Annotated in this window: 26 protein-coding genes and 1 pseudogene; 15 read left to right on the forward strand and 12 right to left on the reverse strand. The window is 66.7% G+C overall.

What is annotated here, in order from left to right; all coding sequences use genetic code 11:
* The first annotated feature begins 12 nt into the window (after window positions 1–12).
* The 11 genes and pseudogenes from H1343_RS04840 to H1343_RS04895 form a co-directional block, all read left to right on the forward strand.
* Window positions 13–1,260 carry an NADH:ubiquinone reductase (Na(+)-transporting) subunit A gene (locus tag H1343_RS04840; protein ID WP_185984796.1) on the forward strand — a complete coding sequence of 416 codons (1,248 nt, stop codon included), beginning with the start codon at window positions 13–15 and terminating at the stop codon, window positions 1,258–1,260.
* On the forward strand, window positions 1,257–2,045 hold the full coding sequence (locus H1343_RS04845) for an RnfABCDGE type electron transport complex subunit D (protein ID WP_185984797.1): 789 nt from the start codon (window positions 1,257–1,259) through the stop codon (window positions 2,043–2,045). The genes H1343_RS04840 and H1343_RS04845 overlap by 4 nt, the downstream gene beginning before the upstream one ends.
* On the forward strand, window positions 2,035–2,835 hold the full coding sequence (gene nqrC, locus H1343_RS04850) for an NADH:ubiquinone reductase (Na(+)-transporting) subunit C (protein ID WP_185984798.1): 801 nt from the start codon (window positions 2,035–2,037) through the stop codon (window positions 2,833–2,835). The genes H1343_RS04845 and nqrC overlap by 11 nt, the downstream gene beginning before the upstream one ends.
* The gene (locus H1343_RS04855; RefSeq protein ID WP_185984799.1) at window positions 2,832–3,488 is read left to right on the forward strand and encodes an NADH:ubiquinone reductase (Na(+)-transporting) subunit D; all 657 of its coding nucleotides are present in this window, start codon (window positions 2,832–2,834) and stop codon (window positions 3,486–3,488) included. Before nqrC ends, H1343_RS04855 begins: the two co-directional genes overlap by 4 nt.
* On the forward strand, window positions 3,488–4,090 hold the full coding sequence (nqrE, locus tag H1343_RS04860; RefSeq protein WP_185984800.1) for an NADH:ubiquinone reductase (Na(+)-transporting) subunit E: 603 nt from the start codon (window positions 3,488–3,490) through the stop codon (window positions 4,088–4,090). Before H1343_RS04855 ends, nqrE begins: the two co-directional genes overlap by 1 nt.
* Entirely contained in the window at window positions 4,087–5,307 is a 1,221-nt protein-coding gene (gene nqrF, locus H1343_RS04865; protein WP_185984801.1) for an NADH:ubiquinone reductase (Na(+)-transporting) subunit F, read from the forward strand. The genes nqrE and nqrF overlap by 4 nt, the downstream gene beginning before the upstream one ends.
* A 4-nt stretch (window positions 5,308–5,311) precedes the next feature.
* A complete protein-coding gene (locus tag H1343_RS04870; RefSeq protein ID WP_185984802.1) occupies window positions 5,312–6,271 on the forward strand; it encodes an FAD:protein FMN transferase in 960 nt (319 codons plus the stop codon).
* A 167-nt stretch (window positions 6,272–6,438) separates the two neighbouring features.
* The gene (locus H1343_RS04880; RefSeq protein ID WP_185984804.1) at window positions 6,439–6,840 is read left to right on the forward strand and encodes a CBS domain-containing protein; all 402 of its coding nucleotides are present in this window, start codon (window positions 6,439–6,441) and stop codon (window positions 6,838–6,840) included.
* Between the two features lie 33 nt (window positions 6,841–6,873).
* On the forward strand, window positions 6,874–7,533 hold the full coding sequence (locus H1343_RS04885) for a nitroreductase family protein (protein ID WP_185984805.1): 660 nt from the start codon (window positions 6,874–6,876) through the stop codon (window positions 7,531–7,533).
* Window positions 7,534–7,547: 14 nt separating this feature from the next.
* Window positions 7,548–8,429: a universal stress protein gene (locus H1343_RS04890; RefSeq protein WP_185984806.1), complete on the forward strand. Its 882-nt coding sequence runs from the start codon at window positions 7,548–7,550 to the stop codon at window positions 8,427–8,429.
* Between the two features lie 60 nt (window positions 8,430–8,489).
* Window positions 8,490–8,687 (forward strand): annotated as a pseudogene (locus H1343_RS04895) (hypothetical protein); the annotation flags it as partial.
* 9 nt (window positions 8,688–8,696) lie between these two features.
* Here H1343_RS04895 and H1343_RS04900 read toward each other — a convergent pair.
* The 8 genes from H1343_RS04900 to H1343_RS04935 all read right to left on the reverse strand — a co-directional run bounded on the left by H1343_RS04900 (window position 8,697) and on the right by H1343_RS04935 (window position 15,075).
* Entirely contained in the window at window positions 8,697–9,716 is a 1,020-nt protein-coding gene (locus tag H1343_RS04900) for a zinc-dependent alcohol dehydrogenase (RefSeq protein WP_185984808.1), read from the reverse strand.
* Window positions 9,717–9,783: 67 nt separating this feature from the next.
* The gene (locus H1343_RS04905) at window positions 9,784–10,575 is read right to left on the reverse strand and encodes a transporter substrate-binding domain-containing protein (RefSeq protein WP_185984809.1); all 792 of its coding nucleotides are present in this window, start codon (window positions 10,573–10,575) and stop codon (window positions 9,784–9,786) included.
* A gap of 58 nt (window positions 10,576–10,633) precedes the next feature.
* The gene (locus H1343_RS04910) at window positions 10,634–11,362 is read right to left on the reverse strand and encodes an amino acid ABC transporter ATP-binding protein (RefSeq protein ID WP_185984810.1); all 729 of its coding nucleotides are present in this window, start codon (window positions 11,360–11,362) and stop codon (window positions 10,634–10,636) included.
* Window positions 11,346–11,999 carry an amino acid ABC transporter permease gene (locus tag H1343_RS04915; RefSeq protein WP_185984811.1) on the reverse strand — a complete coding sequence of 218 codons (654 nt, stop codon included), beginning with the start codon at window positions 11,997–11,999 and terminating at the stop codon, window positions 11,346–11,348. Before H1343_RS04915 ends, H1343_RS04910 begins: the two co-directional genes overlap by 17 nt.
* Before the next feature lie 10 nt (window positions 12,000–12,009).
* Window positions 12,010–12,693 carry an amino acid ABC transporter permease gene (locus tag H1343_RS04920; RefSeq protein WP_185984812.1) on the reverse strand — a complete coding sequence of 228 codons (684 nt, stop codon included), beginning with the start codon at window positions 12,691–12,693 and terminating at the stop codon, window positions 12,010–12,012.
* 27 nt (window positions 12,694–12,720) lie between these two features.
* On the reverse strand, window positions 12,721–13,476 hold the full coding sequence (kduD, locus tag H1343_RS04925; RefSeq protein ID WP_185984813.1) for a 2-dehydro-3-deoxy-D-gluconate 5-dehydrogenase KduD: 756 nt from the start codon (window positions 13,474–13,476) through the stop codon (window positions 12,721–12,723).
* A 5-nt stretch (window positions 13,477–13,481) separates the two neighbouring features.
* Entirely contained in the window at window positions 13,482–14,318 is an 837-nt protein-coding gene (kduI, locus tag H1343_RS04930) for a 5-dehydro-4-deoxy-D-glucuronate isomerase (RefSeq protein WP_185984814.1), read from the reverse strand.
* Entirely contained in the window at window positions 14,308–15,075 is a 768-nt protein-coding gene (locus H1343_RS04935) for a GntR family transcriptional regulator (protein ID WP_246333342.1), read from the reverse strand. Before H1343_RS04935 ends, kduI begins: the two co-directional genes overlap by 11 nt.
* 133 nt (window positions 15,076–15,208) lie before the next feature.
* On the opposite strand from H1343_RS04935, the gene H1343_RS17185 reads away from it, so the two are divergent.
* Window positions 15,209–15,733, forward strand: a complete 525-nt coding sequence (locus tag H1343_RS17185; RefSeq protein ID WP_185984816.1) for a recombinase zinc beta ribbon domain-containing protein — start codon at window positions 15,209–15,211, stop codon at window positions 15,731–15,733.
* Between the two features lie 485 nt (window positions 15,734–16,218).
* On the forward strand, window positions 16,219–17,724 hold the full coding sequence (locus H1343_RS04945; RefSeq protein ID WP_185984817.1) for a tyrosine-type recombinase/integrase: 1,506 nt from the start codon (window positions 16,219–16,221) through the stop codon (window positions 17,722–17,724).
* A gap of 82 nt (window positions 17,725–17,806) precedes the next feature.
* Here the strand turns inward: H1343_RS04945 and H1343_RS04950 are convergent, their stop codons facing one another.
* From H1343_RS04950 to H1343_RS04965, 4 genes are all read right to left on the reverse strand, one after another.
* Window positions 17,807–19,201 carry a hypothetical protein gene (locus H1343_RS04950; RefSeq protein ID WP_185984818.1) on the reverse strand — a complete coding sequence of 465 codons (1,395 nt, stop codon included), beginning with the start codon at window positions 19,199–19,201 and terminating at the stop codon, window positions 17,807–17,809.
* Window positions 19,164–20,270: a nucleoid-associated protein gene (locus H1343_RS04955; RefSeq protein WP_185984819.1), complete on the reverse strand. Its 1,107-nt coding sequence runs from the start codon at window positions 20,268–20,270 to the stop codon at window positions 19,164–19,166. The genes H1343_RS04950 and H1343_RS04955 overlap by 38 nt, the downstream gene beginning before the upstream one ends.
* A gap of 428 nt (window positions 20,271–20,698) precedes the next feature.
* The gene (locus H1343_RS04960; protein ID WP_185984820.1) at window positions 20,699–21,172 is read right to left on the reverse strand and encodes a hypothetical protein; all 474 of its coding nucleotides are present in this window, start codon (window positions 21,170–21,172) and stop codon (window positions 20,699–20,701) included.
* Window positions 21,169–23,001: a MobA/MobL family protein gene (locus H1343_RS04965; RefSeq protein ID WP_185984821.1), complete on the reverse strand. Its 1,833-nt coding sequence runs from the start codon at window positions 22,999–23,001 to the stop codon at window positions 21,169–21,171. The genes H1343_RS04960 and H1343_RS04965 overlap by 4 nt, the downstream gene beginning before the upstream one ends.
* Before the next feature lie 411 nt (window positions 23,002–23,412).
* Here H1343_RS04965 and H1343_RS04970 point away from each other — a divergent pair, with 411 nt between their 5' ends.
* Together H1343_RS04970 and H1343_RS04975 are read left to right on the forward strand one after the other, a co-directional pair.
* A complete protein-coding gene (locus tag H1343_RS04970) occupies window positions 23,413–23,685 on the forward strand; it encodes a hypothetical protein (RefSeq protein ID WP_185984822.1) in 273 nt (90 codons plus the stop codon).
* Window positions 23,682–25,790 (forward strand): DotA/TraY family protein, encoded by a 2,109-nt coding sequence (locus tag H1343_RS04975; RefSeq protein WP_185984823.1) that lies wholly within the window; start codon window positions 23,682–23,684, stop codon window positions 25,788–25,790. The genes H1343_RS04970 and H1343_RS04975 overlap by 4 nt, the downstream gene beginning before the upstream one ends.
* Window positions 25,791–25,796: the final 6 nt, after the last annotated feature.

Below are 25,796 nucleotides of genomic sequence, written 5' to 3' on the forward strand. Positions count from 1 at the left end.
GCCCTGTCCGCCATGCGCCGCATCACGATCCGCAACGGTCTCGATCTTGTCTTTCCCGGAGCGCCCGTTCAGCGCATCCGTGACGGAGCTGCGGTTTCGCGCGTGGCCATTCTGGGCTCGGATTTTCCGGGTCTTCGGCCCGCGCTGGCGGTCGAGAAGGGCGCGCGGGTGCGGGCGGGCGAGCGCCTTTTCGCCGACCGTCGCACGCCCGAGATCGCGCATGTCTCGCCGGTGGCCGGCGTCGTGCGGGAGATCACCCTCGGCCGACGCCGGACGCTCGAACGCATTGTCATCGAGCGCGAGGGCGATGAGGCCATCGGCTTCGCCTTGCGCGCCGAGATGACCCGCGAGCGCGTCGCCGCACTGCTTCTCCAGTGCGGCCTCTGGCCTTCGTTCCGGACGCGGCCCTTCGGCCGCACGCCGGTGCCGGGTGCTGAGAGCGACGCGATCTTCGTGACGGCGATCGACACGCGCCCGCTCAGCCCGGACCCTGCCGTACCGATCGCGGAAGCGCGGAGCGAGTTGCGCATCGGGCTTGAGGCGCTTCGTCATCTGACGGACGGGCCCGTCTACCTTTGCCAAGCGGGCGAGAACGACTTCCCCGCCCCGGCCGGTGTCACGCCGGTCGCGTTCTCGGGCCCGCATCCGGCCGGGCTGCCCGGCACCCATATCCATCGCCTCCGCCCAGTCGGCACGGAGCGTTCCGTCTGGCACATCGGCTACGACGACGTTCTGTCGATCGGCCATCTGCTGCTCACCGGGCACGTCCGGGCCGAGCGGATCGTTTCCTTCGCTGGCCCGCTCGCGGCCGCGCCCACCCTCTTGCGCACGGTTGCGGGGGCTTCGCTCGACGAACTCGCCGTGGGCGAGCTGGCGAGCGGGCAGGCCCACCTCCTTTCCGGGTCCCCGGTCGAGGGGCGGCACCAGCCTTTCCTCGGCCGTTTCGACCTTCAGATCAGCGCGATGCTGCCGCGTGAGGGGGTGCCCCGGTCGCCCTCGCGCCTGGAGCGCATCCGATCGCTCTTCGCGGCGAGCGCCGGCGTGCTCATCCCGAACGCCGCGCACGAGCGCGCGGCGCCGGCCCGGATCCTGCCCGTGCCGTTCCTTCGCGCGCTCGGCATCGGCGACAGCGAGACGGCGTCGCGGCTCGGGGCGCTCGAACTCTGCGAGGAGGACATGGCGCTCCTTTCCCATCTCGACGGCCTAGACTACGGCGCGCTGCTGCGCCGAACGCTGGACGATCTGGAGGCGGCGCGATGAATGCGCTGGCATCGACCCTTCGGCGAGCGGGCGAGCCGCCCCTGCTCCTGGCCGGGCTCTGTCCCCCGCTGGCCGTGCTTCTCATCATCGAGGGCCCGACGCTGCTCCTGCGCTTTGCCGTTCTGGCCTGCATCGCGCTCGGCTGGACATTCGTCTTCGCGCGGGTTCGCGGGCGTGCGATGCGCCTCGACGGTCTCGTCACCGCCGCGCTGCTGGCGCTGCTCCTCCCCGCCGAAGCGCCGCTCTGGCATCTCCTTCTCGGCGCCAGTTTTGGCGTCGTCCTTGCCGAGGAGATCTTCGGCGGACGCGGGCGGGGCTTCGTGCATCCCGCAGTGGCGACGCTCTGCTTCCTCGCCTTCTCCTTCACAAGCCCGGACTATCGTCAAGATCCCGGCGTTCCGCTGCTTGCCGTCCTGCCGGCCTTCGCGCTTCTGATCCTCGCGGGCCAGGCCTCCTGGCGCCTTCTCGGAGCCGCCTTTGCGATGCTCTGGCTCGTGCTTGCGCTCCAGGGCGGCGCCGATCCGCTCGACGTCCTCTCCTCCGGCGGGGTCCTGATCGCGTTCGTGTTCCTCGGGGCCGATCCGGTGGCCTCCGGCGCGACGCAGGCGGGGCGCTGGCTTCACGGTGCGCTTCTCGGCCTTCTTGCCGGTCTCTTCATGCAGGCTGGGCCCGCCTTCGGCTCGGTGGTCTTCGCCGTTCTCATGGCCTCGATCTTCGCGCCGACGCTCGACGCGCTCGTGGTCGCGCTTCACGCACGCTGGCGGGAGGCCCGTCATGCGCTCTGAGCGTTCCCGCAACCCCTTCGCCCGCATTCTGGCCCGGCCGAACGACGATCGCGGCAAGACGCTTTTCGTCGCGCTTTTCGTCGCGCTCGGCTGCGGACTCCTCGTCTCCACCGCCGCCGTCGCGCTGCGCCCGATCCAGGCGGCGAACGTGGAACAAGCGCGTGCCCGGCAGATGCTCGCCATGCTCGAGGGCGTGCCGGGCATCGGAGAGATCCTCGCCCAATCGGCGGTGGAGCTTCTCGTGGTGGACCTCGATCGAGGGATCGTCGATCCGGAACGCGAGCCCGCGAGTTTCGATCAGAGCGCGGCGGCGGATGATCCCGCAACGAGCACCGAGCTTTCGAGGGCGGAGGATCTCGCAGGAATCGGGCGGCGCGAGAACCATGCGCTTGTCCATCTCCTCACCGATCCGGCGGGCGAGATCGCGCTCCTGGTGCTGCCGGTGCGCGGCACCGGCTACCAGTCCACCATCCGTGCCTACCTTGCGCTCGAAGGCGACCTGTCCACCGTCGCCGCCTTCGCCGTCTACGAGCAGGGCGAGACGGCGGGCCTCGGCGCGCGCGTCGCCGAGCCGTCCTTCACGGGGCAATGGCCGGGCAAGGCGATCTTCGAGGACGGCGAGGTGATGATCGACGTCGTACCTTCCGGAGCGAGCGGCCCCTACGAGGTGGACGGGATCTCCGGTGCCACGGTCACCAGCTACGCGGTCGCCGACATGCTCCTCTTCTGGATGGGCGAGCGCGGCTTCGGGCCCTTCCTCGACAATCTTCGCAACGGAACCGCCCGATGAACGCCGCCCTTCGCACGCTCGCCGACCCTCTCGTCGACAAGAACCCCGTCACCGTCCACATCCTCGGCATCTGTTCGGCGCTGGCGGTGACGACTTCGATGTCCACCGCGTTGACGCTCTCGGTGGCACTGACGGTGGTGCTCGCGCTGTCGGCCGGGATCATCAGTCTCATCCGCCATCACATCCCGTCCTCGATCCGGTTGATCGTCCAGATCACGATCATCGCCTCGCTGGTGATCGTGGCCGACCAGATTCTCATCGCCTTCGCTTACGAGATCAGCCAGCGCCTTTCGGTGTTCGTCTCGCTCATCGCCACCAACTGCATCGTGCTTGGCCGCACAGAGGCCTTCGCCTCGAAGAACCGGCCGGGGCCGAGCATGGTGGACGCGATCGGCAACGGGCTCGGCTACTCGCTGGTGCTTCTCGTGGTCGCCGCCGTTCGCGAGCTTTTCGGCGCCGGCACGCTGTTCGGAATGGTCGTTCTGCCAACGGCGGCGTCCGGCGGCTGGTACCAGCCCCTCCGGCTGATGCTGCTCGCGCCGAGCGCCTTCATCATCCTCGGCCTCCTCGTCTGGGCGCTGCGCTCGTGGCGCACCGCGCAGGCGGAGGCGCCCGAATTCACCCTGCGGGCGGGCGAAAGGACGGTTTCCTGATGCTCGACCTCTTCCAGCGCTCGATCTTCGAGGAGAATCTCGCACTCGCCTTCTTCCTCGGCATGTGCACCTTCCTCGCCGTCTCCAAGCGCGTGGAGACCGCGCTCGGCGTCGGCCTCGCGCTCATCGTGGTGCAGTCGCTCTCCATTCCGCTCAACCATCTCCTCCATGCCTATGTCCTGTCACCCGGCGCGCTCGCCTGGGCCGGGCTGCCGGAGGTCGATCTCTCGTTCCTGCGCCTCATCACCTTCATCGGCGTCGTCGCCGGCATGGTGCAGATCATCGAGATGGTGCTCGACCGTTTCGTGCCGGCGCTCTACGGCGCGCTCGGCATCTATCTGCCGCTGCTGGCCATCAACTGCGCCATCATCGGCGGCTCGCTGTTTATGGTAGAGCGCCAGTTCGACCTCGCCGAGAGCGCAGTGTTTGGCCTGGGCACCGGCATCGGCTGGGCGCTCGCCATCCTGACGCTTGCCGCGATCCGGGAGCGCCTGCGCTACGCGGACGTGCCGGCGGGACTGCAGGGGCTTGGGATCGCCTTCATCGTCACAGGGCTGATCTCCATGGGCTTCACGGCCTTCGTGGGAGTGCGCGTCCTGTGACCGAGATCCTCCTCGCTCTTCTTCTCACCGTCGCGCTTCTCCTCGCGCTCGCTTTCCTGCTCCATTCGGTGCGCGAGATCCTTCTGCCCGCGCGGCCGGTGACGGTCAGCGTGAACGGAGAGCGCTCAATCGAAGGACGCGCGAACTTCAAGCTCCTCGACATCCTGAATGGGGGCGGCGTGCCCGTCCCGTCCGGCTGCGCGGGGGCCGGCACCTGCGGTCTTTGCCGCGTCGCGCATGTGGAAGGCGCGGGCACGGCGCTGCCGACGGAGAAGGCGAGGCTCACTCCGACCGAGCTTCGCGAGGGTACGCGCCTCGCCTGCCAGGTGGTGGTGCGCGGCGATGTCGCGGTGGAGGTGCCTGAGGACATTCTCGGCGTCTCCGCGATGCAGGCCACCGTCTCGTCCACGCGTTCCCTCACGCCGCTGATCAAGGAGATCGTGCTCGATCTGCCCGAAGGCGCTGCCTTCCGCTTCACCGCCGGCAATTTCGTGCAGGTCACCGCGCCGGCCTTCGATCTCCAATACTCGGCCATCGATATCGATCCGGCCTTCGAAGGCGAATGGGACCGCCTGAAATTGCGCGAGCTGAGGGCCGGAACGTCCCGGCCGGTCTCGCGCGCCTATTCGGTGGCAAGCCGCCCGGCGGACCAGGGTCGGATCGTGCTCAACATCCGTCTCGCCGTGCCGCCTCCGGCGCTCAAATCCGCCGCTCCCGGCATCGTCTCCTCGTTTCTGTTCGGCGTGAAGCCGGGGGATCAGGTGGAGATCGCCGGTCCCTACGGCCATTTCGCCGCGCAGGAGACGGAGGCCGAGATGGTCTTCATCGGCGGCGGCGTCGGCATGGCGCCCTTGCGCGCGATCATCTTCGACCAGCTTGAGCGTGTCGGGACCGCGCGCGCGATCACCTTCTTCTACGGCGCGCGCTCGGCCGCCGAGCTCTTCTACCGCGACGAGTTCGAGGCGCTCGCCGCCCGGCATCCGAACTTCCGCTTCGTGCCAGCGCTTTCAGAGCCTGCGCGCGGGGATGCCTGGGACGGCGAGACCGGCTTCGTCCACGACGTCGCCTTCCGCACAATGCTTCGCGACCACCCGGCGCCGGAAGCTTGCGAGTACTACCTCTGCGGCCCGCCGCTGATGATCGAGGCCGTCTACGCCATGCTCGACGAATGCGGCGTGGAGCCTTCCGCCATCTTCAACGACGATTTCGGGATCTGACGGAATGAACCGACGCGCCCTTCTCCTTGGTGCCGGTGCCGCCGGCCTCGTTGCCGCGCTTCCGCGCGCAGCCGCCGCCGATGGCTCGACCCTTCACGGCCGTGCCTTCGGCACACGTTGGCGGGTGGTTCTGGCGAGCGCGTCCGAGCCGGATCTTCGGCACGAGATCGAGGCGATCCTCGATGCGGTGGACGGGTCGATGAACCCCTTTCGGCCTTTATCCGAGATCAGCCGCTTCAACCGCTCGCAGGCGGCGGGATGGCACGGCGTCTCGCAGCCCTTCGCCCATGTCGCGGGCGCCGCCCTCGATTGCGCCGCCGAGACCGCTGGTGCTTTTGACCCGACCGTCGGTCCGGCAGCCAACCGCTTCGGCTTCGGCCCGATCGAGGGGACGCGGGTCGGCGCCTTTCGCGAGCTTGCGGCTGGAAGCGGAGCGATCCACAAGAGTGACGGCTCGCTGTCGCTCGACCTTTGCGCCATCGCGAAGGGCTATGCGGTGGACCGGGTCGCAGCCCATCTTGCTGATCGTGGCCACGCCGACTTCCTCGTGGAGATCGGCGGCGATCTTCGCGCAAGCGGCCGCTCGCCTGCCGGCCGCCCCTGGCAGCTCGGCATCGAGGATCCGCTGCGAGGTGGCGTCGCCCATCTGGTCCGGCTCGATGCTGAGGCGCTGGCCACCTCCGGCGACGCGGTGAACAGCTATACGCTGGCCGGACGTCGCTACGGCCACCTGATCGACCCCGCAACGGCGCGCCCGGTCGCGAACGACGTTGCCTCCGTCTCGGTGATCGCTCCCGACGCGACGAGGGCCGACGCACTCGCCACCGCTCTTCTCGTGATGGGGCCCGAACGGGGCCTCGCCTTCGCGAACGCACGCGCCATCCCCGCTCTCTTTCTCCTGCGCGAAAAGGAGACGCTTGTCTCCCGCGCGAACGCGCCTTTTGCCGCGCGTCTCCTCACCTGACGGGGCGTGAAATTCATGCACACCATTCTTCTCGCGGTGCTTCTTGTCTTCCTGTCAGTCGGGGCCCTCGCGATCGGCATCCTCTTCGGTCGCAAGCCGATCGAGGGGTCGTGCGGAGGCATCGCCTGCGGCCATTCCTGCGCGTCCTGCGGGCGGGGAGGGGAGCGATGAGACCGGTGCTCGCCCGCGTCGCCGATCACATGCGCACCGATCTCGTGACCCTGTCGCCCACGATGGAAATCGTGGAAGCGGTGTCGATCCTGATCAGTGCGCGCGTCTCGGGTGCCTGCGTCCTCGACACGTCCGGCGAGCTCGTCGGCGTCCTTTCCAAGCGCGACTGCCTGAAGGCCGCGTTGAACGCTTCCTACTACAAGCAGTGGGGCGGTACGGTCGCCGACCACATGTCCACCGCGATCGAAACGCTGGACGCGGACGCCGACATCGTCGCCGCGGCCGAGCGCTTCGTGGCGAGTACCTTCCGCCGCTTCCCGGTCCTGCGCGACGGCCGCCTCGTTGGCCAGATCAGCCGCACCGACGTGCTCGAGGCACTCTCGGCGCAATGGCGCTGAGTCTTCTTCCCATCGAAACCAGGAGAACAACCGATGACCAAAGTTTCCCGCCGCCGCTTCATGGCCGCCACCACGGCCGCCACCATCACTTTGCCGATCGCCACAGCCGCGCGGGCGCAGGAAGCGGAAGGCGCTGCCAGCGTCTCCGTTGAAGAAGCCTTGCGCAACCGCCGCTCCACGCGCCGGTTCGCCAATGCCGCGATCCCGCAAGAACAGCTCCTGCGCCTCCTCTGGGCTGCGAACGGAGTGAACCGCGAGGATTCGGACGGCCGCACCGTGCCCGCCTGGCGTTCGGCCAAGAACGTCGACCTCTACGTTGCGCAAGAGGGCGGTGTCGGTCGCTACGATCCCGCGGCCAATGTGTTGGAAACGATGAGCGAGGAGGACCTTCGCGGCGTCGTCAGCGACCAGTCCTACATCGTGCGCGCGCCCGCCGTTCTGATCTACGTCTCGGACCGCGACCGGTTGGCCGAGGCCGCCGGCGAGAGCGCGGCGGACGAGATGGCGATGGCCATCGGCGCCCATGTGAACTCGGCTGTGATGGCGCAGAACGTCTACCTCTTCGCTGCCGCCGAGGGACTCGGAACCGTGCTCATCGGCGGCAGCGCCGACCGGGCGGCGATCGCCGAGGCGCTTTCGCTGGGCGAGGCCCAGACCGTTACCTACATCCAACCGGTCGGGGTGCCGCGCTGAATGAGAGAGACGCCATGATGCGACATATTCTTCTGGCCACGGACCTGACCGCTCGGAGTGACCGGGCGGTCGACCGTGCCGTCCGGCTGGCGCATTCGACCGGCGCGCAACTGACCGTGGTCCACGCCGTAGAAGACCAGAAGGGCATCCGCGAGGAGGTCAACATCCCCTCCTGGCGCAGCCAGAAGCCCGGATGGCAACGCCTCGATCGCCTCATCGAGGCGGCCGGGTCTGAAATCCGGGCGCAGATCGGAGCGCTCGATCACGCAGCGGAGGTCATCGTACGCGAGGGCTCCGCTCCCGATCTCGTCACGCGCCAGATGCAGGAGCGTCGGTTCGATCTTCTGGTCACCGGTGTCGCACGCGACACGGGGCAAGGCCGCGTCGTGCTCGGCTCCACCGTGGAGCGTTCGATCAAGAGCGGGCTCGCGCCGGTTCTCGTGGTGAAGCGCCGTCCGCTCGCTCCTTACGAGCGCGTCGTTGTCGCGACCGATTTCTCGCAGGCCTCGTCACGGGCGCTCGATGTCACGCTCGATCTGTGCCCCGGCGTCACGATCGACCTACTCCATGCCTATGAGACCGAAGAAGAGGGTATGTCCGCCCATCTGCTCGGCGAGGACGATCCGGCCTATCGCCACGTTCGCGCCGAGGCGAACGCCTTCCTCAACCGGCAGCGAGACGGCGAGCGCTTGCGCACGATCCTCGAGCCCGGCCAGCCGCTCTCGCTTCTGAACTCCTACGCGGCGGATCACGGTGTGGATCTCGTGGCGATCGGCACCCACGGACGCACCGGCTTCCTTGCGCGACTTTTCGGGTCAGTCGCCGAGCGCGTGCTTCTTTCGGCCCCATGCGACGTCCTTGTCGCGGGTGAATTGGGAACTCGGCGGCCGATCTAGGCACGACGCCGACTGGTTCCGGAGTGCTGTGCAGGCGAGTCTCAAAACGCACCGTTGCGCCATGACAAGCGCCGCTACAGCCAGCGCAACCGCATCGAGATCATGTTCGGACGTTTGAAGGACTGGCACAGCGCCGCAACCCGCTATGACCAATGCCCAACCGTCTTCTTCTCCGCCATCGCTTTCGCAGCCAACATCCTGTTCTCGCTGCGATCTGTGAGGCGTAAGCTTATGTCGATCCCCATGCCGGTTCTGTAGACCGAGGCTTCAGACCGCAACGCGAATGAGGCTCTTCATGGCCGGACCGCCGGCGTCGATCGCGGCGAAGGCGTCCGCCACCGCGTCGAGGTCGCGCACGTCGGTGATCATGCGCTCGCAGTCGATCGCGCCCGACGCGATCAGCGCGATCGCGTGATCGAAATCTTCCTTCTCGTAGACACGCACCCCGATCAGTTCGAGCTCGCGCCAGAAGAAGCGGAATAGATCGACTTCGGGTTTCCTGGTGTGGATCGCGACCATCACGATGCGCCCGCGCGTCGCCGCGGCATCGGTCATGAGGTTCGTGCCGGCCTGGGTGCCGGAGACCTCGAACACGACGTCCGCGCCCTTGCCGCCGGTGCGTTCCATGATCGCAGCCGCGACGTCGGTCTTCGATGGGTCGAGCGCGTCGAAGTCGAGTTCGGCGACGGTCTTCAGCCGGTGCGGGTTGATCTCGCTGATCGCGACGTTGGCGCCTTGGGCGCGCGCCACCATGGCGATGAGGACGCCGATCGGCCCCGCGCCGATGACGAGAACGTCCTCTCCTGGGGATACGCGGCCCATGCGCACGTCGTGGCAGGCGACCGCCACCGGCTCGCAGAGCGCCGCGTGGTGGAGCGGCAGGTCGGTGGGCAGCGCGTGGACGGCGAAGGACGGCACGCACCACTCCTCCTGCAGGGCGCCGTCCGTGTCGAGGCCGAGGAATTTCAGGTTGTGGCAGATGTGGCTGTGGCCGGCCGCGCAGGCCGGGCAGGCGCCGCAGGGTTCCAGCGGCCGCACCACGACGGGATCGCCGATCGTGCGTCCCTCGACGCCCGAGCCAATCGCGCTGATGCGTCCCGACATCTCGTGGCCGATGATGCGGTTGTGGCCGATGCGCTTGTCCATAGCCCCGTGATAGGCATGCATGTCGGTGCCGCAGATGCCGTTGAAGGCGACGCGCACGCGCACCTCGCCCGGACCCGGCTCGTTCGGCGCCACGTCGCGGATCTCGAAGGTCCGGTTGCCGGTGTAGAAGGCCGCTTTCATCGCGTCTCGTCCGTCCTGGATAAGGGAATGGAAGGCAGGCGATCACCCGCCTTCCGGAGGCGTTTTCTCAGCCGCGCGACAGGAGGTCATCCGGCAGTTCACGGTCGTGGAACTCGCGGAAGACTTCCCGCAGGCGGTCGTTCTCGAAATTGGTGGTGACCCACTCGTTCAGCCATTCGCGCAGATTGTCCTCGCCTTTGGCTATGGCGATACCGAGATTGGTCTCGGCCTGCGTGAACTTGGTCTCCAACGGTTCGCCCGCGCGCCGCTCGTTGATGCCGCCCAGAACCGCCGACTGCGATGAGATGATGTCGATCTGCCCGGAAACGACGGCGGTGATGAGCGTGGCGTCGTCCTCGAAGCGCAGGATTTCGGCGCCGCTCGTCTTGGCGGTGATGTCCTGGTCGTTCGTGGTGGCGCGCGTCACGCCGATGCGCTTGCCTGTCAGATCCTCGTAGGAGGCGATCTCCTCGGCCGCGGGCGCGGCGACGATGATCGATAGCGTGGCGTAGGGGACCGTGTAGTCCACCGCCTGCTTGCGCTCCTCGGTGATGCCGAGCGCGGATACGAGAATGTCGGCGCGTCCCGTCTGGATGGTGGGCACGCGCGCGGCGTTGGTAATCTCCACGAGCTCGAGTTCGACGCCGAGATCCTCGGCGATGAGGCGCGCGGTCTCCACATCCGAGCCGGTCGCGTTGAGATTTCCGTCGACGTAGGAATATTGCGGAATGCCCATGGCGACCGCGATGCGGACCTTGCCCGCCGCGCGGATGTCCTCCAGCCGGTCCGCGTGCGCGAACGAGGTGAGCGCCACCAGCGTGGCGCCCGCCATCAGGGCGGTCTTCGTGAACATCTTCATCTCTACTCTCCCATATCGCCCGCATGTCGCAGGCACTCCTCCTGATCCTGCCGACGCCTCACAGGTCGTTGGCGAGGAACTCCTTCAGCTCCGGGGTCTGCGGCGTGGAGAGAATCTCCCGTCCGCCCGTCTCCCAGACCCGCCCCGTGTGCATGAAGATCACTCGGTCGGCGGCCTTGCGCGCGAACCCCATCTCGTGGGTCACGACGATCATCGTCATGCCGCCCTTGGCGAGGTCCTCCATCACGCGCAGCACCTCGCCCGTCAGCTTGGGGTCGAGTGCGGAGGTCACCTCGTCGAACAGCATCACTTTCGGGCTCATGGCGAGCGAGCGGGCGATCGCGACGCGCTGCTGCTGGCCACCGGAGAGCTGCTCGGGATAGGCCTCGATCTTCTCCAGAAGGCCGACCTGCGCAAGCACCCGGCGCGCGGTCTCGATCGCTTCCCCGCGCGGCGTCTTCTTCACGCGACGCAGTGCCAGCATGATGTTCTCGGCCACGTTCATGTGCGGGAAGAGGTTGTAGGACTGGAACACCATGCCGACGTCCTGGCGCAGCGCGCGAAGATCCAGCCGCTCGTCCTCGACGCGGTGGCCGCACACCTCGATCGTGCCGCCCTGAATGACCTCCAGCCGGTTGATGCAGCGCAGCGCCGTCGACTTGCCGGAGCCCGACTGCCCGATCAGCGCCACCACTTCGCCGGGCGCGATCTCGAAGGAGATGCCCTTCAGCACCTCCAGTGATCCGAAGCGCTTGACGACGTCCCGAAGGCTAACGACGGCCGACATTGAGTTTCCTCTCGAGCGAGCGGCTCCAGACCGACAGCGGGTAGCAGACGCAAAAGTAAAGGAAGGCCGCGATCCCGAAGACCAGGAAGGGCTGGAATAGAGTGTTGTTGATGACCTGCGCCGAGCGCGTCAGCTCCAGGAAGCCGACCACGGAGGCGAGGGAGGTGTTCTTCACCAGCTGCACCATGAACCCGACCGTGGGCGGCGTGGCGATGCGCATGGCCTGGGGCAGGATGACGTCGATCAGCGCCTGCCAGCGCGACAGGGCCAGGCATTCGGCCGCCTCGACCTGCGTGCGGTTGATCGATTCCACCGAGCCGCGCCAGATCTCGCCGAGATAGGCCGAGGAATAAATCATCATGCCGAGGCCCGCGGCAAGGATCGCCGAGACGTCGATCCCAACGACGCCGAGGCCGAAATAGATGATGAACATCTGTATCAGCAGCGGCGTGCCCTGGATGATCTGGACGTAGACGAGCGTCAGGCGGCGCAGCCAGCGCCGGCGCGAGATCCGGCCGAGCATGACGATGAATCCGGCCACGCCGCCGAGCGCGAAGGCGAGTGCTGAGAGGACGACCGTCCACCACAGGCCGTAGAGGAGGTAGATCAGATGATTGGTGGTGAAGCCGCCGGTCATCGCATCCTCCTCAAAGGCTCGTGCCGAGCCGACGGCGGCGCGGGAAGGCGACAAGGGCGATGGCGTGGAACGCGCCGCGCATGAGGTAGGTGATCGCGATGTAGAGGGCCGCGATCACGATGTAGGTCTCGATCGAGCGGAAGGTGTTGGACTGGATGTTGTTGGCGACCCCGGTCAACTCGTCCGCCGAGATCTGCGAGGCGATCGAGGTGGAGAGCATCATCAGGATGAACTGGCTGGTGAGGGCGGGGTAGACGCGCTCGATCGCCGGCAGGAGGATGATGTCGCGGTAGATCTGGAAACGCGAAAGGCCAAGCGCCTCGGCGGCCTCGATCTGGCTCGGATGGATCGAATCCATGCCCGCGCGCACGATCTCGGCTGTGTACGCGCCGACATTGATGACCATGGCGAAGACAGCCGCGGTGATGATCGGCATGCGGATGCCGATCGAAGACAGGCCGAAGAAGATGAAGAAGATCTGGACGATGAAGGGCGTGTTGCGCACCGCCTCGACATAAATGCCGACGAGAGTGCGCATGACGGCGTATCGCGAACGCCGCGCCACCGCGCACAGTACGCCGATCACGAGCCCGATTGCGACGGAGAGCACGGTGATCTGCAGCGTCACGAGCGCGCCGGAGAGGAAGTCCTGCCAGTAGGGCAGGAGCGCCTCGAAGTTCATTTCGTATCGCATGGGCCTCCCCTCCCGCTTCCGGCCCGCTCAGCGTGCGAGCCAGCCCCCGTCGACGGCGATGACCGTGCCGTGCACGTAGTCGGCGGCGGCGGAGGCGAGGAACACTGCCGCGCCACCGATGTCTGAAGGCTCGCCCCAGCGTCCCGCAGGAATGCGGGCGAGGATGGCCGACGAGCGCTCGGGGTCCTCACGCAGGGCCTGCGTATTGTTCGTCACGAAATAGCCCGGCGCGATGGCGTTGACGTTGACGCCGCGGCCCGCCCATTCGCAGGCAAGCAGCTTCGTGAGGCCCGCGAGCCCGCTCTTCGAGGCGGTGTAGGACGGGATGCGGATGCCGCCCTGGAAGGACAGGAGCGAGGCGATGTTGACGATCTTGCCGCGCCCGCGCTCCAGCATGTGGCGGCCTGCCGCCTGGCTGAGGAAGAACGCCGACTTCAGATTGGTGTCGATCACCGCGTCCCAGTCGGCCTCGGTAAAGTCCACCGCATCGGCTCGGCGGATGATGCCGGCATTGTTGACGAGGATGTCGAGCGCACCGAAGTGCGCGACGGTGTCGTCCACAATGGCCTGCAGCGGCTCGGTCGTGGACAGATCGGCGCGGATCTCGTGGAAGCGCCCGCCGGCCGCTTCCACGCCGGCGCGCGTCTCGTCCATTGCGGAGCGGCCGACGGCGACGATCGCCGCCCCGGCCTGGGCGAGAGCGAGCGCGATGCCCTGCCCGAGGCCCGTATTGGCGCCGGTTACGACGGCTATGCGCCCGGACAGGTCGAAGGGATTGGTCATGTCGCCTACCTCAAATCGCCGATCGCGATGTGGTCCATGTCGGTGAAGCTCTTGTTGTCGCCGGCCATCGCCCAAACGAAGCCGTAGCTCGAGGTTCCCGCGCCCGAATGGATCGACCAGGGCGGCGAGAGCACGGCCTGCCCGTCGGCGACGACGAGGTGCCGCGTGTGGTCGCCTTCGCCCATGAAGTGGAACACGCGGTGCTCGGCCTGCACGTCGAAGTAGAGATAGGCCTCGCTGCGCCGGTCGTGGGTGTGGGCGGGCATCGTGTTCCAGACGCTGCCTTCCTCCAGAAAGGTCGCGCCCATCACGAGCTGGCCGGAGGCGCAGGTCTCGGGATGGATGTATTGGAAGATCGTGCGCCGGTTCGCGGTCCCTGTCGCGCCAAGCTCAAGGCGCCGCGCGTCGGCGGGCCTCAGATGGCGCACCGGATGGTCGGCGTGGGTCGGCGCTGAGACGAGATAGAAACGGGCCGGATCGCTCGCCTGCGCGGATTCGAACAGCACCTCCCGCACACCCCGGCCGACATAGAGGCCGTCCAGGCGTGCTGCCTCGTGGACGCTACCGTCGACCGACACGCGTCCCGCACCCCCGAGATTGAGGATTCCGAGTTCGCGCTCGGCCAGGAAATGCTCCTGACCGATGGGCTTCGACGTCTCCAGGCGCAGCGCCGCCTCGGACGGCATCGCGCCGCCAACGACGAGGCGGTCGGTGTGCCAGTAGGTCAGCGCTACCTCGCCGGGCACGAAGACACGCTCGATCAGGAAATGGCGTCTGAGTTCGTCGGTGCCGTAGGCCCGCACGGCCTCGGGATGAGTCGCTTGGCGGATTTCAATGGGCATGGCTGCTGGTCCTGGTGCTGGCGACGGTCAGGCGATCGGCGGCGCCGTCCGCGTCGTCGTCGATGAAATGGTCCGGATCGAGCCGCCCCCGGTCCTTCAGTTCACCGAGCATTTGACCGAGATGGTGGCCCATGGCGCCGACCGCGGCGTCGGCGTCGCCTTGGCGCAGAGCCGCGAGCACGGCTGCGTGCTCTTCCACGACGCGCGACAGGCGCCCTTCTTCCGGGAGGGTCAGAAGCCGGTAGCGGTCGATCTGGACCTTCACCTGCTGGATCGCGTCCCAGATGCCAGGAAAGCCGGCGATATGGCTGATCTCTTCGTGGAAGGCGGTGTCGAGTTCATGGAAGAGGGGCCGATTCTGTGCGCGGGCGGCAGCTTCGAGCGCGCCGAGGTTGGCTTCCAGCACGTCGAAGCGCTCGCGCGTGCCGGCCTCCAAAGCAAGGCGCACCGTTGTCTCTTCCAGCGCCTTGCGGATCAGGATCGCCTCGAAGAGCACGCGCACCGGAATGCGCGAGACGAAGGTGCCTGACTGAGGAAAGATGTCCACGAGCTTCTCGTCTGCGAGACGCAGGATGGCTTCGCGGATCGGCGTGCGGCTGACCCCGAAACGCGTCTCGAGTTCGCGATCGTGGAGCGGCTCTCCAGGCTTCAGGCAGAGCGAAACGATGTCGGCGTGGAGCGCGCGGTAGACGAGGGTGGCAGCTCTAGGAGCGACGGCACGTAGTGCCGCGTCCCCGGTCCCTGCAATGCGAGCCATACGCTGCCTTGCCATTCGTTACCCTCGCTCTTCGCCCAGCAATCAAACCGTACGGTCGAACTCATCAACGCGGCGATACTAGTATATTAGTATTTATATTGCAATCGTTCGGTATGCACGAGTGCGAAAGTCGGTGCAGCAAGAGATCGGGCCGATCGGTGTCCGCGGCCGCATCGGTGGATTCAATCGACGTGTTGGGTCGGCCGCATTCCTTCCCCGGGGGCAGCGAAACCGCCTGCATCGCCCCCCGCAGTCCGTCCGAGACGGTTCACAGTTTGCTCGAACCGGTGGCGTTGCCGGCCTCACCATCGAAAGCTCAACGCTCGCTGCTCGACGAACTCCTCGGCGGAGGAACCTTCCCTCGCCGAAAGCCAGGATCATCGTCGAGGGCTGGCGCCGCCACTACAGCACCGTCTGCGCATTCCTCGCTCGGATACAGGCCATCGGCGCCCGAGGACTGAGGACCGGCACCTCCCGAAACGGCGCTGTTCACCGCTACTACGCCTGCTCAGCTTGTGCTCGCTCCGACAATGCCTCTTGCAAAGGCCGCTCGGTGCGCGCGGACTCCCTCGACGATTTCGTCGTCGAGCATCTACCGGAACAGCTGTTCACAACGGATCCTGCGGAAGTGCATCGGTGTTTTTCGCCTCGACCGTGAGCGCGCTTGGGCCGCACTCGATCGCGTCCGTACAAGGGTCATTCCCGCGATGCAGCTTCCGCCGGAAATCGTCGAGCGGTTCGGACGGCCCATGCGCGAGAACATCGCGACAGGGGGGATCCTGTCCCGGAAGGCTTATCTGACGCTCTGTCATCGAGCGCGTGGAAGTTGACGACTATGCCGTTCGCATAACAGGCGACAAGGCGACGCTGGAGCAGGCCATAGCCGTAAAGGCTGCACCATCGGCGTGCACGGTGTTCGCAGTTATGTATGAAAATGGCGCGCCCGAAAGGATTCGAACCTCTGACCCCCAGATTCGTAGTCTGGTATCACCGATACTGATTGACGTCCCTCTGCCGCCCTATTAACCCTGAAAGCCCTTAGTTAAAAGGGGTTTTCCTCCTAGGGGGACGTTAGGTGCATGTCGATATGGTCGCTACGACGTCCCTGTGAGCTAGGTACAATCTAGGTACAGGTGCAATCCAATGGCATCGAAGTCCGTAACTCTTGCTGGCCGCCATGTGGTCGAGGCGCTAGCGCTGGCCGACGTCGGAACCACATCTCTTATGGACTGGACCGATACGCGCGAAGTCGGTCTGCGCATCCGGGTCAGGGGGCGACGGGCCGTGTGGCTGCTGAAATTTCGGACGTCATCGCTCACACTTGGTCCGGCAAGTCGGTGGAACGTGCGGGAGGCGCGCGAGCTTGCATCCCAAGCGCGAGGAATGCTTCGCTCGGATATCGATCCTCGGCCTTGGCTCGACGCCCGCATGGCCGGAGCGGAAGCCGAGGAGGCGGAAGCTGTGGTTCTTCGTCGGCGGGGACGCGAGGCGAGCGAATGGACTGTTAAGGAGGTTGTCCGGCGATACGTTGACGAGCACCTGAAAGCCGGCCGCGTCGTCCGGGGAGAGCGTCGCCCCCCGTCCTCCCGGTCTGTGAGGGACGTCGAGACTTCGGTGCTCGGTGCCGACACGTTCGCCCCGATCGCGGAGCTTCTCGCTCGCGAATTCGATGCGCGGGACCTCGAACGCTATCGGGATGATGTTCTAGCCCGCAACGGCGGCTCGACCTCCCGCCGGACGCTTGCCAACGTCAAGGCTGCGCTGTCATGGGCGAAGAGACACCACGGCTCCGCATCCGGCCTCGGCGACGTGACTGGATGGTGGCGTGACGTCAACGCTACCTATACGGAGCGAGTACGATCGCGAATGCCATCCGTGCGCGACATCGGTCTCACGCTTGCGATCGCCGACGCGTTCGAGCGCATGCCCGGTCGCGCGATCGCTGCACGTGCCGGTCGCATGCACGTCCTAGCCCTGAAATTCCTCGTCCTGACTGCGCAGCGTCGGGAGACGGTCTGCACGATACGCCGCGAACAGGTTATCGCCGACGAGCGCGGCGACCGGGAGGGGTGGGGCATCCTCTACGTCCCTCCGGCGCGCATGAAGGGGCGTCGGGCGCATACGATTCCATTGTCCCCTGACGCGATGTCCGTCGTCTGGGAAGCGATCGAACTTGGGGGAGATTCCGAACACCTGTTTCCAGCTCGGCGTTCTGCGCAAGACGGCGCGGATGTTCCTATCGCACCGGCAGCGCTCAACCGACGACTCGCGCAACTTCGGGGTGCCGATCCGTTCGGGCGGAAGCTCAAGAGCCCGAATCTGCTGCGAGAGGTCGGTGTCCGAACTGAGGACTGGTCTCCTCACGACATTCGGCGGACGTTCGCGACGGAGATCGAGGACGCGACGACCCGCGGAGACGCCGTGTCCGCAGTTCTGGATCACTCGCAGAGCGGTGCGCGTTTCGTGGACGGGGTCAGCGTTCCGGACGCGGCGGCGATCACGCGTATCGCGTATTCGCAGGCGCAGCGCCTGCCGCTGAAGCGGATTGCGCTTGAGCCGTGGTCTCACCTCGTCACCCGTGCAATCGGGGATGCGGCTCCAGACGTTTTCAGGTTACAGCGTCAGATCGGCTACGGACCTCGGAGCTGAGTTGATCAGGTTTCGCCTACGCCGGAACCCTTCGCGCGTGTTCGTGGCCTGGATGCAAGTGGATCGCGTTCGAGCACCTGAATCATTCCCACCCACGCATGGCCGGGGCTGCAAGGACTAGAAGCGTGAAAACCCAAGCCGCAACGCAGAATGCCTTGCGCGTGTATCGTCGCGTCTCGTTGTATAGTCGCACTGCTTCAATCACAGGGGACATCGCGAGGGTTCGGTAATCTGCGCGTGTGAGGCTTTGGTGCAGCCGTGCGTGCCATCGCCGGAGGTGCCGCAGATCGGCGATCAACGAGCGCGTAGCGACGACTTCGTTCATCTTCAATCCGCACCACGTGACGAACAGAACTACCGTGCAGAAGGCGAGGGTGGCGATCGCCGAGCCCTCCGTACCAGCCAGAGTGGCGACGCGAACACCCAGCCCAGCGGCGAGCACTCCAAGCCCTCCAATGAATGCCTGAGACATTCGGTTGGTGCGCGCAACGATCTTGTCCACGTCCTCCGCAACGCCCTTCCGCACCTCAGTCATCGTCTTTAGAAGCTCTGCGGATTTCGATGTGACGAAAACGCGGTACTCGGTCCTGGCGCCGATCAACGCTTCCTTCAGATGCGGTGAGATCGCTCTCCACCAGCTCGTATCGTCTTGGTCGGAGACCAGCGGTTCCAAGCGGCGCACAAGCATCTGATGACGAGCTTCGGCATCGCGCGAAGGGATAAGAAGCCATCCTACGGTCTCCCGCAGCATTTCGAACTGAGCGGTGGTGACCCCTTCTGGCGTAGGTGCTTTGAAGACCCGCTTCCGGAGGCCATTCAGGACGACGCGGAGGGCTCCGATCGAATCGGTTTCTACCTCGCTTGCCACCGCAAGCATGAGGCGGGCTGCGGCGGCATCCATCCAAGCGATCGTGAAGTCGCTGCCTGCTGGGGCTGTGTTCGGCAGCCACCTGTAGAGGTCGCGCGGCATCTTGCCGCCCGAAAGATCGCGGACCAAACCCCGACGGATGTCGATGACGGCATCAGAGTGGGTGACCTCGTAGGATGCGTCCGTACTTGGGACGGCACCATCCCAAGAGCGAATCCAACGGTCGCCCGCCTGGAAGTCATCGAAGTCAGCCAGCACGAACACCACGTCAGCGTGGTCGACCGGCTCCTTCTCGAAGTTCTCGATCGCAGCAAGAGCACTTAGGAAGAATACTCTCCTTCCCGCGTTCGGCTTCCGAAGTTGGATATTGATATCATTCGGTAGCGGTCGCTCCGCGGAATCTTCGAACGGAACGAGTTCATACTCGCCATCCCGAATTTCGATGGACCATCCAGCGTCTGTCGCGAACGCATGCGCCTCTCTTAGAGCCTCGAATTCACCGCGAAGAGAGGCGCCGGCGTAGCGCCAGATCGAAGCGTCCTCGAACGTACCCTCACCGGCCGGGTGGAGATCAGCCAGTGACCTTAGGGAGGGTCTCGGTCTCATCATCCTGCACCAGCTTCGTCGTCTTCAGCGTGATCGTTGCCGACCCGTTATCAGCGCGTACGACATTCACGATCCCATCCTTCTCATGCTCCTCACGAAACCAAAGCGCGAAGCCTTCCTTTGCAACGAGCCGCTTATATTCTCTCTTCGGTAACGCCTTCCTGTCGAATTCAAACGACTCTGTTGCGATTGCGCGGTTGGCTAGTTCGCGGCCGAAGGTTTTCAACACGGCGTCTCTCCCAAGGCCGTCGATACCGCCTGCGATCGCCCCCCATAGCTCTTCCGGGTTGTCACTATCGAACCCATTCAGTCGTTCGAAGGTCTCACGCAGGCATCGGGTAGGAGCTCTGGCTACCTCAAGAGGCATGAGTTCCTTGTGCTTCTCGATCGTAGCCTTCGCTGCGGCAAAGAGCTTTCCGGTCAAGTCCTCTTTCGCGAACGTTCGACGGATATCGAGGAAATTCTCGAAATGCTGGGTAGCGTCTCGATATCTCGAAGAGGATCGGTCGATCACCAGGACACGATGACGGCGCCGATCAGGGTCGGTATGCGTGGGGTCCCCTAAGCGGATCACGACGGACTTCTGCATTGCCTTCCGGTCCTGCGAGAAGTTCTGCATCACGCTTTCCATAAGCGGCTTAGGGTCCGCGCCGTCTTTGGCCTCCAGGCTGTATGTGATCACAGCGTGATGGTCGAACTTGATCAACGCTGCAAGGGTGGTTTCGCTGGTTCTCATGGCGAGCAGCATGAGCGCGCCGGCCGCCATACGGTTGTCTCCCTTCACCTTGTCCTTGAAGCGCCGTGCTAAGCTCCGAGAGGTCTCGAGGAAGCCGTCTACGCCGCCGGGCTCAGGCTTCGCTAAAGCTGATGCAACCAGCGTCGGAATCCCGGACCCATCACTGAAGTCGTAGGAAGCACCTCGAAGGGTGTCTCGCACCCGCTTCACGAAGAACTCGGGGAACTGTGGCGGAACTGCCTCCGCCAGGAACAGCGGGTCGGGGCTATCAGGGCGGACTACATGGAAGATCATACGGTCGATCGAAAGGGTGTCGATCTCGTCAGCGCTCAGCATGAATCCTCCGACCTGAGTTGCGTAGAATCGTGTAGCAAGCGGTAGTTGAAACTCCAAACGCGGAAGGTTCGGTCGTCAGTGAAGTCTCCTCACGGTGCACCTGAAAGCTGCTGACGCTGTGGCACGCCGGGCCCCCCGGACTGCCATTGGCATCGGGATGTTGCGGCAAGCGCAGTGCATGGAAGCAGCTCGCCATGACTTCACCGAGCCGCAGGCCGTCCAGGGGCGGGGCGAGCGACCCGACCCGGCGCTCCGGGCGTCGTTCCGGGATAGGCGAGGGAAACCCCGCGCGGCCTCTCCGGGTGACCGAAACCCTGCCGGGAGGTCGCGACCGCGCTGAAAACGTCTCCGTGTTTGCCCGTACAGCGCGTCCAGCGACCTTCCCCGATACAAAGGTCGCCAGGAAAAGAGGATCACGAGAGAGGACGCTAGAGCCCTTGGAGAGAACGCCGGCCGTCCCCTCGACGGGCAAACCGGGCGGCGAGAGGGATGTCGGTCGGCACCGCCCCCTTGCTGACTGCAGACCGAATGCGACGTCCCTTCCGGGTCCACGTGTCCAGCGTCCGGGAAGGGTGCCGGTGCACATCCAGCCGCAGGCGCGACCACGCCGACAGGTCGTCCCCGACCGTCACGAAGTACGCCTGCAGGTCCCGGTCGGAGGCGATGCGGAGGTCGCGGCCGAGCCATCGACACCACGGCTCGCCGTCCGTCCGGAGTTGGCGAGCCTGTTTCGTCGCAGCGGCTTCGACGGCACCGGCCTCGCGCCACCATGCAGCGGAGTTGCCAGCCTCGTCCTCCGGCTCGATGTAGGCGACGACAGCCCACTCGGCAGCCGGCCGGCCAGCGGCCCGCCGGCGAGCGTACCGCTTGAGCGCGCGGACGAAATCGGGGTCGGCGGTCATGCCGTCAGCCCCGGTGCCGGTGCGACGGGAGCCGGGGCGGCTTCTGGCGTCGGCGAGGTCGGCTTGAGTGTCGCCGCAGTCGGGTCGCGGGCGAGATCATCGGCACCCATGCGCCGGAACGCGGGCAGCGCCGACAGCACCTCGTCGCGGTCGGCACGTAGGAGGTCGGCTCGCTGCTCGTCATCTAGGTGCCCGCTGACGAAAGCGCGGAGATCGTCGGGGAGCCGGCCGAGCGCGGCTACGTCGCCGGCAGCAGCCGCCAGCACGTCGTCGGCATCCAGCGCAGCGGATCGGACAGCGCGCAGGACGTCGGCCTCGCAGGCGGCGAGCGCGTTCGCAGCCTGCCAGGCGGCGAGCGCGGCCGGTGACGGCTCGACGCCATCCAGCGTCACGCCCTGTCGCTGGCACTCGGCCCACAGGCGGTCGGTCACTTCCTGCGACCAAGGGCCGTCGAGCGCGAGGCGTCCGCCCCAGTCCTCACGCGCCTTCGACGCGAGGGCGCGCAGGGTCTCGTCGGAGACAGGTCCGTGCACGTCGAGAGAGTCGCCGCGATCGACGATCCGGGAAGCGCCCACGCCGACGACGATGCCGGCCGGGGACTCCGTGACAGCCTCGTAGCCTCGACGCCGCCAGCGGTCGGCGAGGCTGATGGCCTCGGCCTCGGGAAGCGCAGCGGATCGGCGGGGAGCGCCTGGGCGACGGGAGGCGGCGCGGCGCTCTAGGCGTTCGATCGCGTGGCCGGTGTCGTCGCCAAGCGACGTCGCCAGCGCGTCGGCGACATCGGAGCGCGGCCCCCATGTCCTCACGAGCCGAGCGCGCGGGTCGTGCTCGACCCACGAGCCGTCTCGCAGCAAGACGCGCGTCCGGAACCGGTCGCGGACATCAACCATGTAGACCGATGCGGCAAGGGACGTCGGCAGGGCCGAGTCTGGGTATCGATCGCGCAAGAGCCCGAGCCTGTAGTCCTGCTGTCGGGTGGAGGAGGTCGTGCGCGGGAATCCGCGGGCGGTCAGGGCCATGTGCATCTCCAGGTTGGTCAGTTCTGTTTCGGCTTTCCGTGCCTCACGCTGGCGGATCACGGCCTCGGTTCGACGATCGTGCCGGCGACGCCGGGAAGCTGCAGCTTTGCGATCCTCGCCGATAGGCGGTTCCGGCGTCCGGGGGTCGCCGCGCGCGAGGTACGATCGGTGGTCGGCGCGGCGGCGGCTACCAGCCGCGCGGAGGTGTGCGTTCATCACCGTTGCGACCCGCTCGCGCTCGCGCTTGAGGGCGTCGCCGCGCGCGCCGCCGCCGTGGCTTCCGCCAGACGTCAGGAGCGCAGCGACGGCGGCGTTCCGGGTCGCGGCGAAACCGTTCTCCGTTTGACGGTCAAACCTGCGTGTCGTGATCAGGAGGTGAGCGTGGGGCTGCTCGCCGCCGTCGCCGGCCTTCGGCGTATGCACAGCGACGTCTACGGCTGCACCGGCCGCGAGGTACGGTGCGGCGACGTCAGCAAGGAACGCCCCCCATCGATCGCGCGGAAGATCGCGGGGAATGGCAACCTGGAGTTCGCGGGCGGTTTGCGCGTCGCGCCGTTTCTCGGCGAGCTCGACGCGCGACCAAAGGGCCTCGCGATCCTGCGCCCAGTCGGGGGCGCCGATCGGAAGCATCACGAAGGAATCCGTTACGTGGCGCTTGCGCGAATAGTCCCATGTCTGGCCGGTGCGAGCGTCGGTCAGGCGCGCTGCGGCACGATAGGCTGCGGCGGCGACAGCGGACTTGCCGCGGCTGCGCTGGATAACCGACGCGCGGACATGGCATAGCGCCTCATGGTCCGGGAGGGACGTCACGCAGTGCGGTCGTCCGTGTCAGAGCCAGCCGCAAGCCGCGCTTCTGCCCAAGCGAGACACGCTGCGTGGAAGTAGCGATCGATCGCAGCGCGCTCGACCGGGTGAGTGCGCCGACACGAAGCGTCTTCGCGGACCACGTAGGCGTCCCTCGCCGCTCGCCACGCAGCACGCTCGGCCATGGCCAGTGTACCCATGCTGATCTCTCCCTGCCTCAGGCGGGAGGCCCCGCAGGGAGCGATGTCACGCAGTGACATATAATCGCGCCCTTCGGGGAGGCTCCGCCGATCTCGATATGTTCCGCCGGTCGTTTGCGGGCCGCAAGCCGGTGACGGACACTGTTTGTTCCGGGGCCGGCTGTCGGCTCCGCCGGGGCCGCGATCGATCGCCCCCGGAAGCGGAGGGAGGCACACCGTGGACCTGACCAAACTCGAACAGCGGCGCGCTTCGCTGGAGGGGAAGCTCGCGAGCGCGAACGCGGCGCTCAAGCAGGCGCAACGGCGCGACGACACGCGGCGGAAAGTGGTCGTCGGTGCCGCGCTACTCGCGGCCGTCCAGAGCGGCCGGTTGGACGCGAAGATTATCGCGTTCCTCGCCGCCCGGATGCCCGAGCGGGACCGGGCGCTCGTCGCCGATCTCCTGCCACCGGTCGCGGCCGGTGAGACCGACCGGGAGCCACGCGCATGAGGCCCGCCGACCTTCTCGCTACGCCTCCCGATACGGACGTCGCGTGGCAACTTCTGACGACGCTCCTGCCGACCGACGACGGCGCGACCCCTTTCGCATCGGTGATCGGCACCCTCTCGACGGCGCTGGTTTTCGCTGCCGCTGTATGGCTCGGATTCCAGATCGTCCAAGCATTGGTCACCGCCGCCCGGACGGGCGAGCCGCTGACGCGCGAGCAGGCCGGCGCGAGCGCGATCGTCCGCGTCGTCGTCGGGATCGGACTACTCGTACCGGTCACGTCGGCGGGGCTCTCGACGGCCCACTATCTGCTGCGCGACTGGGTAGCGCTGCCAGGCATCAACATCGCCAACCTCGCCGCCGAGGGCGCAGCGACACTGGTCGTTCGTGACGGCCAGCCGCTTGCACCGGTGTCCGCCGGCGGACGGGACGTCGCACTCGCTATCCTTGAGTCCGAGGTCTGCGTCCGGGCGCACGATGTCGCGCGCGCGTGGCGGCACGTCGCGGCGAGCAACGTAGCGGTGCTTCCTCCGGTCGCGGGAACGCCGGTCGTGAGCCCTGCGCGATCGTCGTGGCTTCCGTGGGGCGAGGACACCCCCGAGAGCGTGACCGGATTCGCGTGGTCATGGGGTCCCGCCTGCGGCTCACTGACGGTCTCGGCCGCGACCGATTTCGGCGGCGGCGCATTCGGTGAGGCTCGCCGCGGGGCGGTCGGAGCGATCGTCGCCGGGGTCCGGGAGGCCGAATGGCTGAATGCCTTGGCGGAGGAGTTGCGGTCGGTCTCGTTAGTGCGAGGGCACGGTCCCGAGTACGCGGAGGTGCTGCGGGAAGCGGGCGCGCTGCCGACCGATCTCGCCGCCGATCTCCGTGCGGCAGGAGAGGCATACGACCGGGCGCTGTCGGCGGATGCGGTGCGGCTGACGGCGGCGGACGCTTCGACGGCGGACATGCGAGCCCTCGTCCTCGAGGACGTGCGGGAGCGCGGATGGTACGCCCTCGGTTCGTACTACCGCGTTATGGCGCACACCTCCCTCTCGGCAACGTCGGCGGTCGCCGAACGGGCGGAGCGCATGCGACCGAACCCGGATGCGTGGGAAACCCTGGCCGGGCCGGTCGGCTCGGCGCTCGCCGTGGTCGAGGCATACGGCGGCCGGTCGTCCGCTGCGGCGCGGCTCGCGCAGGGCGATGCCCTGACGGGACAGGCGGAGGCGGAGTCCGTGCTCGCGTCTGTAGTACAGACGGTCACGCTACCTGTCCTCGACTGGCTCACCGCTCACGAGGCCCCGCGTGTCGATCCGGTCTCGGATCTGATGTCGCTTGGGGCGATCCTGCTCGTCGGCGCGCAAGCCGCGTGGGCGGTGGCGCTCGCGGCCTACGGCGGAAGCGCACTCTTCGCCGGCGTCGGTGGCGGGCTGATCGATTTCCTCATGGTCGCCGGCTGGCCCTTGATCGGGCTCGCGTGGTTGGGTGGGGCGGTCCTCGCGTACCTTCTCCCCCTGCTCCCCTTCCTGTTCGCAACCTTCGCCTTGGCGGCATGGGCGTGGGAAGTGATCAAGGCGGCGATCGCCGTGGTCGTGTGGGCCTTCCTGCACGTTCGGCTGAATGGAACCGACTTCGTGGGCAAGGAGCAACGTCAGGGCTATGTGTCGCTGGTCATCGGCATTCTCCTGCGACCGGTCGTGACCGTTGCCGCTTTCGTCGCGATGAACGCCGTCAACGTCGCGGTCCTGAATGGCTTCCTCTTCGGCTACAACTCGGCGTTCAAGGCATCTCAGGTCGGCTACTCCATCGGGGTGACCGGCGTCGTGATCGCGGTCGCTGTCATGATCTACGTCCAATGGACTATCATCGTGTGGAGCTTCCGCATGGTCACCGAAATGCCGCAGAAGGTCGCCGAGTTCTTGGGCTACAGCGCGTCTGCATGGGGTGACGGGGACGCCGGCCGAGCCGTCGTCGGCGGGGTCGTGGGCGGTGGCAAAGGGACGCCGGTTCCCGGTGCCGGCCTCAAGAGCAAGGCGGAGACCGGTGGCGGAGGCGGCAGTGGCCTGCGAGCAACACCGGGCGCGGTCGCCGGGAAGCTCGTTGCGAAAGCTGGGAAGGGAGGTTGACGAGTC

This window comes from Aureimonas mangrovi (assembly GCF_014058705.1).
GTDB classification, from domain to species: Bacteria; Pseudomonadota; Alphaproteobacteria; order Rhizobiales; family Rhizobiaceae; genus Aureimonas; species Aureimonas mangrovi.

What these genes read in the sequence shown, in the direction of transcription:
- H1343_RS04840 (WP_185984796.1), top strand. Translation starts at nt 13, where the DNA reads ATGCGCCGCATCACGATCCGCAACGGTCTCGATCTTGTCTTTCCCGGA.
- H1343_RS04845 (WP_185984797.1), top strand. Translation starts at nt 1,257, where the DNA reads ATGAATGCGCTGGCATCGACCCTTCGGCGAGCGGGCGAGCCGCCCCTG.
- nqrC (WP_185984798.1), top strand. Translation starts at nt 2,035, where the DNA reads ATGCGCTCTGAGCGTTCCCGCAACCCCTTCGCCCGCATTCTGGCCCGG.
- H1343_RS04855 (WP_185984799.1), top strand. Translation starts at nt 2,832, where the DNA reads ATGAACGCCGCCCTTCGCACGCTCGCCGACCCTCTCGTCGACAAGAAC.
- nqrE (WP_185984800.1), top strand. Translation starts at nt 3,488, where the DNA reads ATGCTCGACCTCTTCCAGCGCTCGATCTTCGAGGAGAATCTCGCACTC.
- H1343_RS04870 (WP_185984802.1), top strand. Translation starts at nt 5,312, where the DNA reads ATGAACCGACGCGCCCTTCTCCTTGGTGCCGGTGCCGCCGGCCTCGTT.
- H1343_RS04880 (WP_185984804.1), top strand. Translation starts at nt 6,439, where the DNA reads ATGAGACCGGTGCTCGCCCGCGTCGCCGATCACATGCGCACCGATCTC.
- H1343_RS04885 (WP_185984805.1), top strand. Translation starts at nt 6,874, where the DNA reads ATGACCAAAGTTTCCCGCCGCCGCTTCATGGCCGCCACCACGGCCGCC.
- H1343_RS04890 (WP_185984806.1), top strand. Translation starts at nt 7,548, where the DNA reads ATGATGCGACATATTCTTCTGGCCACGGACCTGACCGCTCGGAGTGAC.
- H1343_RS04900 (WP_185984808.1), bottom strand. Translation starts at nt 9,716, where the DNA reads ATGAAAGCGGCCTTCTACACCGGCAACCGGACCTTCGAGATCCGCGAC.
- H1343_RS04905 (WP_185984809.1), bottom strand. Translation starts at nt 10,575, where the DNA reads ATGAAGATGTTCACGAAGACCGCCCTGATGGCGGGCGCCACGCTGGTG.
- H1343_RS04910 (WP_185984810.1), bottom strand. Translation starts at nt 11,362, where the DNA reads ATGTCGGCCGTCGTTAGCCTTCGGGACGTCGTCAAGCGCTTCGGATCA.
- H1343_RS04915 (WP_185984811.1), bottom strand. Translation starts at nt 11,999, where the DNA reads ATGACCGGCGGCTTCACCACCAATCATCTGATCTACCTCCTCTACGGC.
- H1343_RS04920 (WP_185984812.1), bottom strand. Translation starts at nt 12,693, where the DNA reads ATGCGATACGAAATGAACTTCGAGGCGCTCCTGCCCTACTGGCAGGAC.
- kduD (WP_185984813.1), bottom strand. Translation starts at nt 13,476, where the DNA reads ATGACCAATCCCTTCGACCTGTCCGGGCGCATAGCCGTCGTAACCGGC.
- kduI (WP_185984814.1), bottom strand. Translation starts at nt 14,318, where the DNA reads ATGCCCATTGAAATCCGCCAAGCGACTCATCCCGAGGCCGTGCGGGCC.
- H1343_RS04935 (WP_246333342.1), bottom strand. Translation starts at nt 15,075, where the DNA reads ATGGCTCGCATTGCAGGGACCGGGGACGCGGCACTACGTGCCGTCGCT.
- H1343_RS04945 (WP_185984817.1), top strand. Translation starts at nt 16,219, where the DNA reads ATGGCATCGAAGTCCGTAACTCTTGCTGGCCGCCATGTGGTCGAGGCG.
- H1343_RS04950 (WP_185984818.1), bottom strand. Translation starts at nt 19,201, where the DNA reads ATGATGAGACCGAGACCCTCCCTAAGGTCACTGGCTGATCTCCACCCG.
- H1343_RS04955 (WP_185984819.1), bottom strand. Translation starts at nt 20,270, where the DNA reads ATGCTGAGCGCTGACGAGATCGACACCCTTTCGATCGACCGTATGATC.
- H1343_RS04960 (WP_185984820.1), bottom strand. Translation starts at nt 21,172, where the DNA reads ATGACCGCCGACCCCGATTTCGTCCGCGCGCTCAAGCGGTACGCTCGC.
- H1343_RS04975 (WP_185984823.1), top strand. Translation starts at nt 23,682, where the DNA reads ATGAGGCCCGCCGACCTTCTCGCTACGCCTCCCGATACGGACGTCGCG.